The organism is Microbacterium sp. CBA3102 (genome assembly GCF_007954505.1).
Classification (GTDB): Bacteria; Actinomycetota; Actinomycetes; order Actinomycetales; family Microbacteriaceae; genus Microbacterium; species Microbacterium aurugineum.
This window is the reverse complement of record NZ_CP042412.1, coordinates 1,196,297-1,210,330: the sequence shown is the minus strand read 5'-3', so window position 1 is coordinate 1,210,330 and position 14,034 is coordinate 1,196,297. Positions and strand designations below refer to the sequence as shown.

At 69.1% G+C, this 14,034-nt stretch carries 14 protein-coding genes; 2 read left to right on the top strand and 12 right to left on the bottom strand.

The features are described from left to right. Positions 1-15 precede the first annotated feature (15 nt). A complete protein-coding gene (locus FGL91_RS05865; protein ID WP_131493044.1) occupies positions 16-366 on the top strand; it encodes a TraR/DksA family transcriptional regulator in 351 nt (116 codons plus the stop codon). Between the two features lie 37 nt (positions 367-403). Next, positions 404-841: a VOC family protein gene (locus FGL91_RS05860; RefSeq protein ID WP_131493042.1), complete on the top strand. Its 438-nt coding sequence runs from the start codon at positions 404-406 to the stop codon at positions 839-841. Between the two features lie 80 nt (positions 842-921). Here FGL91_RS05860 and FGL91_RS05855 read toward each other — a convergent pair whose 3' ends face one another. The 12 genes from FGL91_RS05855 to FGL91_RS05800 form a co-directional block, all read right to left on the bottom strand. Continuing rightward, positions 922-1,551: a TetR/AcrR family transcriptional regulator gene (locus FGL91_RS05855; protein WP_153243334.1), complete on the bottom strand. Its 630-nt coding sequence runs from the start codon at positions 1,549-1,551 to the stop codon at positions 922-924. After that, positions 1,548-2,315 carry a tyrosine-protein phosphatase gene (locus FGL91_RS05850; RefSeq protein WP_153243333.1) on the bottom strand — a complete coding sequence of 256 codons (768 nt, stop codon included), beginning with the start codon at positions 2,313-2,315 and terminating at the stop codon, positions 1,548-1,550. Before FGL91_RS05850 ends, FGL91_RS05855 begins: the two co-directional genes overlap by 4 nt. Beyond that, positions 2,312-3,181, bottom strand: a complete 870-nt coding sequence (gene phnE, locus FGL91_RS05845) for a phosphonate ABC transporter, permease protein PhnE (RefSeq protein WP_131493036.1) — start codon at positions 3,179-3,181, stop codon at positions 2,312-2,314. Before phnE ends, FGL91_RS05850 begins: the two co-directional genes overlap by 4 nt. Further along, complete coding sequence (locus FGL91_RS05840; RefSeq protein WP_227991924.1) at positions 3,165-4,061, bottom strand: phosphonate ABC transporter ATP-binding protein; 897 nt, start codon at positions 4,059-4,061, stop codon at positions 3,165-3,167. Before FGL91_RS05840 ends, phnE begins: the two co-directional genes overlap by 17 nt. After that, on the bottom strand, positions 4,058-4,960 hold the full coding sequence (gene phnD, locus FGL91_RS05835) for a phosphate/phosphite/phosphonate ABC transporter substrate-binding protein (protein WP_131493034.1): 903 nt from the start codon (positions 4,958-4,960) through the stop codon (positions 4,058-4,060). The genes FGL91_RS05840 and phnD overlap by 4 nt, the downstream gene beginning before the upstream one ends. Positions 4,961-5,109: 149 nt before the next feature. Then, positions 5,110-6,195 (bottom strand): tartrate dehydrogenase, encoded by a 1,086-nt coding sequence (locus FGL91_RS05830; RefSeq protein ID WP_153243332.1) that lies wholly within the window; start codon positions 6,193-6,195, stop codon positions 5,110-5,112. 121 nt (positions 6,196-6,316) lie between these two features. Then, positions 6,317-7,342 carry an ABC transporter ATP-binding protein gene (locus FGL91_RS05825; protein WP_153243331.1) on the bottom strand — a complete coding sequence of 342 codons (1,026 nt, stop codon included), beginning with the start codon at positions 7,340-7,342 and terminating at the stop codon, positions 6,317-6,319. Continuing rightward, positions 7,339-8,346, bottom strand: a complete 1,008-nt coding sequence (locus FGL91_RS05820; RefSeq protein ID WP_153243330.1) for an ABC transporter ATP-binding protein — start codon at positions 8,344-8,346, stop codon at positions 7,339-7,341. Before FGL91_RS05820 ends, FGL91_RS05825 begins: the two co-directional genes overlap by 4 nt. Next, entirely contained in the window at positions 8,343-9,245 is a 903-nt protein-coding gene (locus FGL91_RS05815) for an ABC transporter permease (protein ID WP_153243329.1), read from the bottom strand. The genes FGL91_RS05820 and FGL91_RS05815 overlap by 4 nt, the downstream gene beginning before the upstream one ends. Beyond that, a complete protein-coding gene (locus FGL91_RS05810; RefSeq protein WP_153243328.1) occupies positions 9,242-10,207 on the bottom strand; it encodes an ABC transporter permease in 966 nt (321 codons plus the stop codon). Before FGL91_RS05810 ends, FGL91_RS05815 begins: the two co-directional genes overlap by 4 nt. A 43-nt stretch (positions 10,208-10,250) precedes the next feature. Continuing rightward, complete coding sequence (locus tag FGL91_RS05805; protein ID WP_134352688.1) at positions 10,251-11,951, bottom strand: ABC transporter substrate-binding protein; 1,701 nt, start codon at positions 11,949-11,951, stop codon at positions 10,251-10,253. Positions 11,952-12,070: 119 nt separating this feature from the next. Further along, positions 12,071-13,915, bottom strand: coding sequence for an alpha/beta hydrolase family protein (locus FGL91_RS05800; RefSeq protein ID WP_153243327.1), 1,845 nt, complete (start codon positions 13,913-13,915; stop codon positions 12,071-12,073). Positions 13,916-14,034 lie beyond the last annotated feature (119 nt).

Here is a 14,034-nt window from a genome sequence, read left to right as displayed (position 1 = left end):
GCCTAGAGTGGTCGAATGACCGCCGACGCCCGTGATCGCCTGCTCGCACTGCGCGCTCGGGCCGAGGCGCGCGTGCAGGCCACCGCTGCGACGCTCGACGAGCTCACGCACGACCGCGAGAGCTCGAACGACGACGACGAGCACGACCCCGAGGGCGTCACCCTGTCGTCGGAGTGGTCGCGCCTGACCGGACTCGCCGAGGCCGCGGCATCCGAACTCCGGCAGGTCGACGATGCGCTGGCCCGGGTGGATGCCGGAACCTACGGCCTCTGCGCGAACTGCGGACGCCCCATCCCCGCCGGCCGCCTGGAGGCACGGCCGTTCGCCGAGTACTGCGTCGCCTGCGCCGAGAAACTCGGAGGCTAGCCCTGACGTGCGCGGCGATCCCGAGTAGCATCCCGTCATGCCCATCACCCTCGAGAACGTCGGCATCGCGGTCCGCGACCTGGAAGCCACCATCTCCTTCTTCACCGACCTCGGTCTCACCGTGCTCGGCCGCGACGAAGTCAGCGGAGAGTGGGCGGCGACCGCCGTCGGGCTCGACGGCAACCACGCCAAGATCGCGGTACTGCAGACACCGGACGGACGCGGCCAGATCGAGCTTTTCGAGTACATCCATCCCGATGCGATCGAGACGGACCCGACGCTTCCGAACGAGATCGGGATGCACCGTATCGCGTTCTCCGTCGACGACATCGACGAGTCCCTCGCCATCGCCGCCCGCCACGGATTCCACCCGCTCCGCGGCGTCGCGACATATCAGGACCTCTACAAGCTCACGTACCTGCGCGGCCCGAGCGGCATCCTCGTGATGTTCGCGCAAGACCTCACGAAGAGCTGACCGCGGCCTTTGCGGGATCAAAACCGCACCGGAAACCCCCGGCGGAGGCGCGTTCTCGATCCCGCACCGAGGCGCTCACGTCAGGCAGCGACCATCCCACGCCACATCACCTCGATCGCGGCGCGCATCCGCTCGACCACCGCAGGATCGCTGACCCGGTCGCCGCGCACGACGAGCTGGTAGTACGCGACACCCGCGATGGCGTCGAAGCAGGCCTCCACATCGAGGTCGGCCCGCAGCTCGCCCCGCGCGATCGCCGTCCGTAGCGCGTTCTGCAGCGGTACCCGGCGCCGCGAGACATGCGACTGCCAGTACGTCTTCTGCAGCGCACGATCGGCCATCACCAGACGGATGCGCTGCCGGAATCGCGCCTCGGAGTATCCGGGGGCCGAGGGCGCCACACCGTCGGCTCCGAGCCCGAGCCCCGCGAGCAGGATCTCGTGCAGATCCGCATCGACCGGGTACTCCGGCGGCACCTCACGCCCGACGTCGAGCGCGGCGGCGATCAGCAGCGTCAGAGAGGGCCAGCGTCGGTACAGCGCCGCCCGACTCACTCCGCTGCGCGCGACCACACGCGATACCGTGACCTCCTCGCCCGCATCGATGATCTCGAGCGTCGCCGTGACGATCTGCCCATCGATCTCTTCGTCACGCGGTCGACCGGGGCGGCGGCGGACCGCAGCCCCGGCTTCCCTCTCCAGGACGGTCACGCGGCCAGGGCCTTGGCACGGAGTCGGGCGATCGTGGCATCGGAGAGTCCCGCGGCGCGCAGCGGCGTCAGCGGGTCACCGTGCTGCGCGCGGAGGGTGTCCAGCAGACTGCGCATCGACACGTCCATCGAGCCCTCCAACAACGACGACGCCTTCTCGAGGGCATCGGCGTCGAAGCCGAGCGCCTTCCACATCGCCCCCATCACCGGGGCCGTGCGCGCCATGATCGCGACCATGTTGTCGCCGGTGCGCGCGTAGTCCGCGACGATGTCGTCGTCGGCCGCGCCGAGCACGAGCAGCAGCATGGCCGCGAGCACACCGGTGCGGTCTCGGCCGGCGGCGCAGTGGAAGGCGACCGCACCGGGCGTGTGCGCGATCACGGTGAGCGCGATCACCAGCTGGGGCGCCGCGCTCTCGGCCATGCGCTGATACATGAGTCCCATCGCCTCGTGCGTGAGCGCCGGCTGTTCGCGATCCATCGTCTCCCCCACATCCGCGATGAGCGGCAGGTGGTGGTACGCGACCGGATGCGCGCCGAGCGGGCCACGGCCGGTGAGGGAAGCCTCCCGCGGCGAGCGCAGATCGATGATCGCGGTGAGCCCACGATCGATGAGCTGGTCCGCGGCCTGCGGAGTCACGTAGGCGAGGTCGTCGGCGCGGATGGCGACCCCCTCACGGAGCACGCCGCCGTCGATCGCGATGCCTCCGAGATCGCGCAGGTTGACCGGGGCGCTGAGGACGAGGTCGGTGTCGATGAGGGTCATGTGATTCTCCTTCGGATGAGGGCGCTGCCCTGGTCGATCACCGTGACGAGCACGATGATGCAGATGATGATGGCGCTGAGGTGGCCGTAGTCGTACATGCGCATGGCCGTGGTCAGTTCGAGTCCGATGCCTCCGGCGCCGACGAGTCCGAGGATGGTCGCGCCGCGCACGTTCCCCTCGAACAGCAGCAGCGTGTAGGAGGTGAGCAGGGGCGCGGCCTGCGGCAGGACGCCGTACTGGATGACCTGCCGCTTCGAGGCGCCGACCGCTTCCATGGCGACCACCGGTCCGCGGTCGACCTGCTCCATCGCCTCGGCGAAGATCTTGCCGATCGACCCGATGGAACCGAGCGTCATGGCCAGGATTCCCGCGAACGGACCCAGCCCGACAGCCGAGACGAACATGAGCGCGAACACCAGGTCGGGGACCGAGCGGATGATGTTCATCACCCAGCGTGTGGGGTAGTACAGCCACCTGGGCGCGAGGGTCGACGTGGCTCCGAACGCGACGATCAGCGACAGGACCGCACCGAGGACCGTGCCGACCACAGCCATCTGGAACGTCTCCAGCAGGAGGGCGAGGATGGTGCCGATCTTCGAGAAGTCGGGCGGGAACAGGCGCGACAGGAACTCGCCCATGTTGACCGCGCCCTCACCAAGTTTCACGAAGTTGAACTGGGCGCCGTTGAACGACCAGATCAGCAGCAGGACGGCGACCGGCAGCCCGATCAGAAAGCGGGCGCGCGGCACCCGGAACGCCGCTTCGAGGCGGGCGCGCTCCGCCGGGTCGAGGTGCGGACGGTCGGTCCGGTCGGTCCGGTCGGTGCGGGGTGTACCGGGTGTGCGGGGCTCAGTGGTCGTCGTCATCGCCGTGCTCCTCGTCGTCGTACAGGGCTTCCAACGCCGTGGCATCCAGCCCCGAGGTCGCCCCGGATACGAGCATCTCGCCGTGGCGCAGTCCCACGATCCGGTCGCTGTGCGCGAGGGCGAGGGGCAGCACGTGCAGGCTCACCAGCACCGGGATGCCGTCCTGCGTCGCGATCTCCCGCAGCAGGTCGAGCACCGAGCCGGCGAGCCGGGGGTCGAGCGAGGCGACCGGTTCATCGGCCAGGATCACCGTGGGCTGCTGCATGAGCGCTCGGGCGATCGCGACGCGCTGCTGTTGCCCGCCCGAGAGCGAGCGCGCGGGAGCGGACGCCTTGTGGGCGATGCCGACCCGATCGAGGAGTTCGAGCGCCCGCCGGCGATGGGCCCCGGTGAAACCGCCGGCGAGATTGATCGGTCCCGCGCCGTGCAGTGCCCCCGTGAGCACGTTCGTCATCACGCTGAGTCGCGGGATCAGGTTGAACTGCTGGAACACCTGGCCGACCCCCGAGCGGAGGGTGCGCAGTTCGCCGCGACCGAGGTTCGTGACGTCATGGCCCGCGACCCGCACTGTGCCGGCCGAAATCGGGGCGAACCCGGTGAGGCTGCGCATGAGTGTCGACTTGCCCGAACCCGACGCACCGAGCAGGGCGACCATCTCGCCGGGGAACAGGTCGAGGTCGACTCCGCGGAGCACCGTCGTCGTGTCATACGCGACTCGCAGGCCGCGCACCGTGACGACGGGCCCTTCGGCGCGGGTGTCGGTGCCGAAACGCAGATCAGTTGCGCGCGCCTGGGCGTGTCGATCCGCAACACGCCCGTCGGCGGCGGAACCCTCTCCGTGTGTGCCGCGCAGCCGCGCGGCCGGGGCGGCCACCGTCACTTCAGGTCCTCGAGCTCGACACCCGCAACCGCGGCGATCTCGGCGAACGAGGTGAAGGCGGATGCCTTCGGGTCGACGGTCTGCGGGGCGGCGGCGAAAGCCCCGTACGCGCCCAGACGCTCGGCGTTGGCGGGCGAGAACACCTCGGCGATGCCGTCCTGGATGACCTTGCGCGTCTCGGCGTCCAGGGACGGACGACCCAGAACGGCTCCCTGGATGTCCATCGCAGGGCTCTCGCCGACCGCGCGCCACTCGCCATCCGCGAAGGGGAACATCGGCGCACCGAGTTCGGTGAGCATGATGGCGGTGCACGCGGCATCCACCTGCCCCTGCTCGAGTGCGGCGAAGCTGCCCTCATGTCCGCCCGCGAAGATCGCCTCGTAGTCGGTGCCCTGCTCGAGTCCCGCTTCGTGCAGCATGTACACGGGCATGAAGTAGCCGGAGCTGGAGGCCTGGTCGGCGAAGGCGACGGTCGCACCCTCGAGATCCTCGACGGTCTGGATGGGCGAGTCCTCCCGCACCACGCAGGTCGAGACCGGCTTGCCGTCGCCCTCGAACGCGACCAGCGCATCCACCTCACCCGTGTTCACGGCGAGTGCGGACGGGAAACCGCTCATGATGCCGATGTCGACGTGGTCGGCGCGGATGGCCTCGACGACGCTGAGGTAGTCGGGCACATCGGTGATCTCGACCGTGCGACCGGTGGCCTCTTCCAGCAGCTCGGCGAACACCTCGATCGGGTTCTCGGCGGTGGGGTCGTCTCCGACCGGGATCGTGGCGATCGTGAGAGGGGCGTCGGGATCGGCGGGTGCGGCCTCGGCAGTCGAGCCCTGGCAGGCGGTGAGGGTGAGGGCAGCCACGCCCAGGAGGCCGACGACGGGCAGGGTGAAGCGGCGCATGATGACCTTTCGGGAGGGAGATGCCTCGGAATTCCGAGAACATCGGTATTCCAACTCCCGAAGGTGACGGGCAATTACGAGACCGCCATACTCCGAAAGGAACGATTCGTGAACGGCTGGTATCGGCCGGTCGGCGTGCAGCGATCCGCTCAGACGGTGGCGACGGCCTCCGCGATCGCCGCGCCCAGCTCCGTCGTCGTGGCCGTGCCGCCGAGGTCCGGCGTGAACGGTGCCGCATCCGCGCCACGAGCCAGCACGTCTTCGATCCCGGCGAGCACGGCGGCTCCGGCCTCCGGATATCCGAGGTGCTCGAGCATCATCGCGCCGCACCAGATCTGGCCGATCGGGTTGGCGATGCCCTGGCCCGCGATGTCGGGCGCGGAGCCGTGCACCGGTTCGAAGAGGCTGGGGAAGACCCCTTCAGGGTTGATGTTGGCGCTCGGGGCGATGCCGATCGTGCCGGTGCAGGCGGGTCCGAGGTCGGACAGGATGTCGCCGAACAGGTTGCTGGCCACGACCACGTCGAACCAGTCGGGGTGCAGCACGAAGTTCGCGGTGAGGATGTCGATGTGGAACTGGTCGCGGCGCACGTCGGGGTAGTCGGCACCCACCGCGGCCACCCGCTCGTCCCAGTACGGCATCGAGATCGAGATGCCGTTGCTCTTGGTCGCCGAGGTCAGGTGCTTCGCCTCGCGGCGCTGCGCCAGGTCGTACGCGTAGCGCAGCACCCGGTCGACGCCGGTGCGGGTCATCACGGTCTCCTGCAGCACGAACTCACGGTCGGTGCCCTCGAACATGCGTCCGCCGATCGAGGAGTACTCGCCCTCGGTGTTCTCGCGCACGACGTAGAAGTCGATGTCTCCGGGGGCGCGTCCGGCGAGCGGGGAGACCACCCCGGGCATGAGCCGGACCGGGCGCAGGTTCACGTACTGGTCGAACGCCCGGCGGAACTGGATCAGGCTCCCCCACAGGGACACATGGTCGGGCACCACATCGGGCCAGCCGACCGCGCCGAAGAAGATCGCGTCGAATTCGCGCAGAGTCTGGAACCAGTCGTCCGGCAGCATCTGCCCGTGCTGTTGCCAGTACGCGGCACTCGCGAAGTCGAACTCCTCGAACTCGAGGGCGATGTCGAAGCGGGCGGCCGCGGTTCGCAGCACCCGCAGCCCCTCGGGCATGACCTCGGGGCCGATGCCGTCTCCGGCGATCACGGCGATGCGGTGCGTGGTCGTCATGGGTGGTTCCTTCCGGGACATCCCCTCTGCTCCGGTCGCGATATGTCACCTGATTCGGTCTTTTCGGGTGACATATCGCGACCGGAACACACGGGGGTGGAGATGAGAGGTGGGGGCGGGGTCAGAGGACGTCGCGCTCGGCGGGGTGGTGGCAGGCGACGCGATGCGTGCTGCCGGGGGCGACGAGTGCGGGCTCCACGAGCGGCGGCACGACCTCGGCGCAGATCTCGGTGGCCTTCCAGCAGCGGGTGCGGAAGCGGCATCCGCTCGGCGGCGACACCGGGCTCGGCACGTCACCGGTGAGCACGATGCGCTCGCGTGCCCGCTCGGCTCGAGGATCGGGCACCGGGATGGCCGACAGCAGCGCCTGCGTGTACGGATGCAGCGGCCGCTCGTACAGCTCGTCGACGGGTCCTTCCTCGACGAGTCGGCCGAGGTACATGACCCCGACCCGGTCGCTCAGGTGCCGCACCACGGAGAGGTCGTGCGCGATGAAGAGGTACGTGAGCCCGAGGTCGTGCTGCAGATCGTCGAGCAGGTTGAGCACGCCCGCCTGCACGCTGACGTCGAGCGCACTGACCGGCTCGTCGAGCACGATGACCTCGGGTTCCACGGCGAGCGCCCTGGCGATGCCGATCCGCTGCCGCTGTCCGCCCGAGAACTCATGGGGGAAGCGGTCGGCGTGCGCGGGGTCGAGCCCGACCTGCGCGAGGAGTTCTTCGACGCGGCGGTCGTGGTCCCCACGGTGCAGACCGTGGATCACGAGCGGTTCGGTGAGGGTCGCCCGCACCGACTTGCGCGGGTTCAGCGAGGCGTACGGGTCTTGGAACACGAACTGCACGCGGCGACGCAGGGCCCGCAGGCGCGTCCCCTCGACCCGGGTGATGTCGTCCTCGCCGAGACGGATCGACCCGCCGTCGCTGGACTGCAGACGGGCGACGCTGCGTCCGAGGGACGACTTGCCGCATCCGGACTCGCCCACGAGCCCGAAGGTCTGCCCGCCCTCGATCGACAGACTCACCTCCGACACGGCCTGCACCACGTCACGGGTCCGACCGAACAGACCACCGCCGACGCGGTACTCCTTGACGAGGTCCTGCACGGTGAGGCCCGCGCTGCGGACCGGGACGCTGAGGGGCGCGCTCATGAGACGATCTCCTTCTGCCACTCGCCGACCCGCACGCAGGCGGCCGTGTGCTCTTCACCGACCGCGACCGGTTCGGGCACGGCCACGTCGCAGAGGCCGACCACGGCGTGGGCGCACCGCGGCGCGAAGCGGCATCCGGCGGGCCAGGCCGTCGCCACGGGGGGCTGCCCGGCGATCTGATAAAGCCGTTCGTCCCGCGACGCCCGCCGGTCGATGCGCGGCAGCGAGGCGAGCAGTCCCGCGGTGTACGGGTGCGCGGTCTCGTAGAACAGCGGGTCGACGTCGGCCGTCTCGACCAGCCCGCCCGCGTACATCACGAGCACGCGGTCGGCGGTGCCGGCGACGACCCCGAGGTCGTGCGTGATGAGCAGCACCGTGGTGCCGGTCCGGCGCTGGACCTCGCGCAGCACCTCGAGCACCTGCGCCTGCACCGTCACATCGAGCGCGGTCGTGGGCTCGTCGGCGATCAGCAGGTCGGGTTCGTTCGCGATGCTCATCGCGATCATGACGCGCTGCCGCATGCCGCCGGAGAACTCGTGCGGATAGCGGTCGACGCGCAGGTCGGGCGAGGGGATGCCGACCAGGTCGAGCAGCTCGACCGCCCTGGTCCTGCGCTCGGCCGCCGTCGACTCCGGCCGGTGCACGCGCACGGCCTCGATCAGCTGGTCCCCGACGCGCATGACGGGGTTGAGCGCGGTCAGGGCGTCCTGGAACACGATCGCGATGTCGTTGCCGCGGATCGCCCTCAGCTCCTCATCCGAGAGCCCGACGAGCTCCTGCCCGCGGAAGCGGATCGACCCGGTGACGACGGCCTTCTTCGGCAGCAGGCCCATGATCGCCATCGCCGTCATCGACTTGCCTGAGCCCGACTCCCCCACGATGCCGACCGTCTCGCCCTCGTGCAGCACGAAGGAGACTCCTTCGACCGCTTTGGCGAGCCCGGCATCGGTCGGGAAGCTGATCGACACGTCCTCGACCGCGAGGAGCACCTCCCGCCCGCTCACAGGTTCTTCCCCTGCGGGTCGAGCGCATCGCGCAGTCCGTCGCCGATGAAGTTCACGCACAGCACCGTCACGAGGATGAACAGTCCGGGGAAGTACAGCAGGTACACCTGGGGGGTTCCGACGTAGCCGGCGGCCTGGCTCAGCATCGAACCCCAGCTGGTCTGCGGCGGCTGCACCCCGAAGCCGAGGAAGCTGAGCGTCGACTCGGCGATGATCGAGGAGGCCACGGCCAGACTCATCGCGACGGCGATCACGCCCGCGAGGTTCGGAAGCAGGTGCGAGATGACGATGCGCGGGCCCGACGCGCCGATGCCCCTGGCCGCGTCGATGAAGTCCTTCTCCCGCAGCGAGAGCACCTGCGCGCGGACGACGCGGGCGATGTACGTCCACCCCAGCGCCGTGAGCGCGAACACGATCGTCGTGGGTGACGGCCCGAGTCCCTGCAGGATCACAGCGAGCAGCGCGATCGCCGGGACGATCAGGAACAGGTCGGTGATGCGCATGAGCAGTTCGCCGATCCAGCCGCCGACGTAGCCGGCGATCGCCTCGACCGCCGTGCCGACGAGCGTGGCGAGCAACGCGACCGCCAGCCCGATCGCGAGGGACACCTGACCGGCGAAGAGGATCTCACTGAAGTAGTCGCGCCCGAGCTCGTCGGTTCCGAGCCAGTGCTCCGCCGACGGCGGCGTGGGTCCGAGCAGCAGGTCCTGCTGTCCCTGCGCATACGGCGCGATCAGACCGGCGCCGAAGCACGCGATCACCAGGACCACGAGGACCACCAGGCTCACGACGCCCAGTCGGTGCCGCAGGAAGCCCTTCAGCAGCTGGCGGGTGGGAGCCTTCTGCGGGTCCTGCTCGGTGAGCAGCTCCTCGCTCCCGGCGATGCCTGCACCACTCATGACAGCCTCACTCTCGGGTCGAGCACCGCGTAGGCGATGTCGGCGATCAGGTTGCTGAGGACCACCGCGACCGCGACCACGAGCATCCACGGCAGCAGCACGAACACGTCACCGGCGACCAGGGACTGCAGGAACAGCCGCCCCATGCCGGGGATCGCGAAGATCTGCTCGGTCACGACGAGTCCGCCGATCAGGATCGTGGCATCCAGCGCCACGACCGTCACGAACGGCGCGAGGGAGTTGCGCACCGCATGCCGCCAGATGACCTGTCGTCGCGGGACGCCCTTGGCTCGTGCGGTGCGCACGTAGTCGCTCGACAGCGCATCGAGCATGGCCGCGCGCCCGAACCGGCTCCACGACGCGACGAGCGCGATCATCAGCGCGGCGACCGGCAGCACCAGATGGCGGATGTAGTCGAGCGCTCCGGTCTGCCCCGGGGAGTGCAACCCGATGAAGAACAGGGGCGGCTCGCTGAGCCCGAACTGCTCCTTCGGCCACACCGCGAAGGTCTGGATGAGGATCAGCCCGAACCAGAACGCCGGCATCGCGATACCGATGTACGAGGCTCCGGTGAGCAGGTTGTCGCCGAGCGAGTACTGTCGCACGGCCGAGTAGACGCTCACGCCTCCGGCGATCAGCACGGCCACGACGAGCCCCCAGAACGCGAGCTGGAGCGTCGGCCACAACGCTTCGCCGATCAAGGGCAGCACGGGAGTGCCGGTGCGGGTGCTCACCCCCCAGTCGCCCGTCACCATCGCACGCAGCCAGAGGAAGTACTGCTCGGGGATGGAACGGTCGAGCCCCAACCGCTCGATCTCCCGGGCGATCGCCGTCGGATCCTGCGCCTGCCGGAGCTTCGCGAGCGGATCGAACGTCGAGCGCACGGCCCAGAACAGGATGAACGAGGCGACGAGGATCACCGGCACCGAGTACAGCACTCGCCGTGTGATGAAGGTGATCACGTCGTCGCCCCGTCCCTGTCCTGGCTCTCGAACCCGGTCGGCGTCAGCCGGCCAGACCCCATTCGGCGAGGTTCCAGAACGGACCCTCGACCGGGTTGATCTGCAGGGGGCCGCCGACCGTCTCGCTCCACAGCAGCACGTTCGGCACCGTGTCCAGCGGCAGCGACGGCACGTTCTCCGCGATCAACGCGTCCCCCTCGTGCGACGCCGCGATGCGGGCATCCGTGTCGATCTCGCTGTCGACCTGGCCGAGCAGGTCGTCGAGACCCGGGATGTCGACGCGGTAGAAGTTGATGCCGGAGTAGCCGTTCGCCTCACTCGGGATGTTGACCGAGGAGAACGTCGAGCTGAGCGTGGGGTCCGGGAACGTGTCCACGAGAGCCCACAGGCCGGCCTGGAAGTCGCCCTGCGGCGCGGTCGTGCCGAACAGGTCGGCGGGCGTCACCTGATCGATCGTCATCTCGAAGCCGGCGTCGGCGAGCTGCGACTGCAGCACCTGCACGGTGAGGTCGCGGCGCTTGTTGCCGGCGAGGGTCTTGACCGCGAAGGTGGCCGTCTCGCCGTCCTTCGCCCACACGTCGTCGGAGTTCTTCGACCAGCCGTCGCCTTCCATCAGCTCGTCGACCTTGTCGAGGTCGAGCGTGTACCGCGAGAAGTCGTCGGCGGCGAACGGCGCGACCATCGGGGAGTTGAAGCTCTGCTGGGCTTCCTCGATGCCGAGGCTTCCGAACAGGCGCTTCACGATCGCGTCGCGGTCGATCGAGTACGCGAGCGCCTGACGCACCGCGACCGAGTCGAAGGGGGCGGCGGCGTTGTTCAGCCAGATCGCCTCGAGGTTGCCGCTGCGCGCATCGACCTGGGACCGGATGCCGGGCAGACCCGCCTCGATCTGGGTGAGCGCGTCGAGCTGCGGCGAGGGGTAGAGCGCGCTGACCTGACCGCTCTTGAGTGCCTGGAACGCCGCGGTGGTGTCGGGCAGGAACAGGAAGGTCACCCTGTCGAGGTGCGGCTTCTCACCCCAGTAGTTCTCGTTCGGCACGAGGGTGACCGAGGTGCCGCGGGTCCACTTCTCGATCTTCCAGGGGCCGCCGCTGAAGTCGTAGCCGTCGGTCATGAGCGCGGCGCGGTCCTGCCCTTCGAGCAGGTGCGACGGCATGATGCCGTAGACGCTGAACAGTGTGCGCCATCCGGCATACGCGGAGTCGAGCGTGACGACCGCGGTCTGCGGATCGCTCGTGTCGACGGCGGTGATGCGGTCGTAGCCGGTCTTGTCGAAGATGTCGTCGCCGTCACGGATCTGCAGCGCGGTGTAGGCGAAGTCTGCCGAGGTGATGGGCTCGCCGTCCGACCACACCGCTTCGGGGTTGATCGAGTAGGTGATGGTCTGCGTGCCGTCGGCAGCGACCTCGGCCACCGGCTCCTCGGTGACGAGGTCGGAGGGGACGGGCACCCATTCCTCATCGACCTGGCGGGTCTGGAAGACGGCAGGCATGGTCGGCACCTGCATGACGTAGGTGCCCCAGATCGACCCGGCGCACGTGGCGATCCAGTCGGTGCAGTCGGGCTCCTGCTCGGCGCCGATCACGAGCTCGCCACCGTCGACGACGGCGACCTCGCTGGGTTCGGGCGTCGCGGACGACGGTGCGCAGGCGGCGAGGGAACCGACCAGCGCGGTGACGGTCAGCGCGGCGATGAGCACGCGGCGGGATGCGGGTACAGCGGTGCGAAGCAGTGATTTCGACATGGACGGATCTCCAGTGATCGTGCGACTGAGGGACAGTGCGAACGTGCTGTCGTGCGGGTATTGGTCCGACTCTAGGACTGACCGGAAAAGATAGCAAGTCTTTTAGTCAATGTTCATGACTAGTGGCGAGATTCGTTATCCCAACGCTCGCCGGCGAGGGTCCGCAGGGCGAGTTCGTGCATGCGACGCTGATCGTGCGCGGCACCCTTCAGACCCGTGGGCTCATGCCCGCCCTCGAAGATCTCGAGCACGGCGTCACCGCCGCGGGCGCGCAGGCGATCAACGTAGCCCTGCACTCCGATGACCGGGGTGCGGGTGTCGACGGAGCCCTGATTGACCCAGACGGAGGCCGTGACGTCGTCGAGGTAGGTGATGGCCGAGAAGCGTTCGACGAGCTCGGGCGGGACCCACGAACTCCACACCGTGCGCACCGCGGGGTTCATGGCCTCGATCGTCACCGACCAGTCGGCGACCGCCACGTGGGCGAAGCCACCGGCGAACAGCTCGGGGAGACGGCCGACACTGAGCAGCGTCATGTGCCCGCCGTAGGACGCCCCGGTGATGAACGTGGAAGCCGGATCCGCGAGGCCCTGTGCGCGCAGCCAGGCGATCGCCGCAGCGACATCCTCGATCTCCCGGTCGCCCCCGGCGTTCCAGAAACCTTCGCGGAACGCACGCCCGAACGTCACAGAGCCGCGGTAGTTGAGCGACGCGTAGGCGAAGCCGGCATCCATCCAGGCTTGCGCGGACGGGTTGTAGTGATCGACGGCGACCAGGTTGGGGCCGCCGTGGATCTCGAGCACGGTGCCGATCGGTGCGCGCCCCGCGGGACGCCCCGACCACAGCTGCACCGCGGTACCGTCGGCGCTCGTGACGAGGGTCGAGGTCAACGGTTGCCCGGGGGGAACCTCCGCGGGTGCGATGAGCGTCACCTCACGCCCGTCCGCGGTGACCTCGGTCACCCGCAGCGGCACGTCCCAGCTCGAGCGCAGCGCTCGTACCGCTCCCCGAGGCGCGTAGTACGACGTCCAGTAGTACGGATGCAGGCTCGCGACGTCCGGCTCCGCGAAACTCCCTCCTTCGAGCATGGTCCGTGCCGTGCCGTCGGCTTCGTCGAGCTCCAGCAGCCGATGGATGCCGCCGTCGACGTGCAGAGCGAGCACCCGCCCGGCAGCGGCGTTCCAGTCGAGGGCGATCACCTCTCCGGCGAGGTGGGGCAGGTCGAAGTCGTGCCGCTGGCCCGTGCGGACATGCCAGATGGCCGGACGCGAGAAACCGCTGCGCTCGGTGTTGAGGAGCAGGCGTTCATCCCCGGGCTCCGAGGAGAAGCCGACGGCACGGACCGGCCCGGCCGGCAGGTCGTCGAGCGTGGCGACGGGCGTGCCGCTCACGGCGTCGACCACCGTGATCAGCGGACGACGGATACCGGGGTTGTGGGCGGTCGTGTCGATCGAGACCAGCGAGGCGTCGGCCGACGGCAGACCGAACCAGGCCTCGACGGGGTGGGAGTAGACGACCTTCGGCTCACCCCACGGAGCCGCCGGGATCACCAGCACGTGGAAGCCGTCTTCATCGACGACGGTGGCCACCAGGGCGGAGCCGTCGTACGACATCGTGAGGCCGCGCAGGACGTAGGGCTCGCGGCCGGGGGTCAGTGCGACGCGCTCACGACCGTCGAGCGAGGTGGCGACGAGGGTCCCGACCTCGGAGCCGCCGCCGTCGTCGAGGTCGACGATCCACCGTCCGTCGTTCGTGACGATCGCGCCCGTGCTGACTTCGAAGGGCAACGGTTCCCCCGGGGCGCCGGGTGCATGCCAGAGGCGTCCGCGAGCACCGTCCGGATGATTCTCGATGACCAGGGCGAGGTCTTCGGCGCCCGAGGCGGGGCGCACGGTCATGAGGTACGGCACGGCGAAGCGCTCGTCGACCGCATCCGTCCTCGGCTCTTCCGGGCTCTGCAGCATCCTTGCTCCTTCTCACCTGGTCAATGACGTTGACTATAACACTGGCTAGTCGATACGGATAGTGTCCCTCCACCTTGTCGATGCCGCTGACAGACACCGTGACGACGGTGGGGTACCGT

What these genes read in the sequence shown, in the direction of transcription:
- FGL91_RS05865 (WP_131493044.1), top strand. Translation starts at nt 16, where the DNA reads ATGACCGCCGACGCCCGTGATCGCCTGCTCGCACTGCGCGCTCGGGCC.
- FGL91_RS05860 (WP_131493042.1), top strand. Translation starts at nt 404, where the DNA reads ATGCCCATCACCCTCGAGAACGTCGGCATCGCGGTCCGCGACCTGGAA.
- FGL91_RS05850 (WP_153243333.1), bottom strand. Translation starts at nt 2,315, where the DNA reads ATGACCCTCATCGACACCGACCTCGTCCTCAGCGCCCCGGTCAACCTG.
- phnE (WP_131493036.1), bottom strand. Translation starts at nt 3,181, where the DNA reads ATGACGACGACCACTGAGCCCCGCACACCCGGTACACCCCGCACCGAC.
- phnD (WP_131493034.1), bottom strand. Translation starts at nt 4,960, where the DNA reads ATGCGCCGCTTCACCCTGCCCGTCGTCGGCCTCCTGGGCGTGGCTGCC.
- FGL91_RS05830 (WP_153243332.1), bottom strand. Translation starts at nt 6,195, where the DNA reads ATGACGACCACGCACCGCATCGCCGTGATCGCCGGAGACGGCATCGGC.
- FGL91_RS05825 (WP_153243331.1), bottom strand. Translation starts at nt 7,342, where the DNA reads ATGAGCGCGCCCCTCAGCGTCCCGGTCCGCAGCGCGGGCCTCACCGTG.
- FGL91_RS05815 (WP_153243329.1), bottom strand. Translation starts at nt 9,245, where the DNA reads ATGAGTGGTGCAGGCATCGCCGGGAGCGAGGAGCTGCTCACCGAGCAG.
- FGL91_RS05805 (WP_134352688.1), bottom strand. Translation starts at nt 11,951, where the DNA reads ATGTCGAAATCACTGCTTCGCACCGCTGTACCCGCATCCCGCCGCGTG.
- FGL91_RS05800 (WP_153243327.1), bottom strand. Translation starts at nt 13,915, where the DNA reads ATGCTGCAGAGCCCGGAAGAGCCGAGGACGGATGCGGTCGACGAGCGC.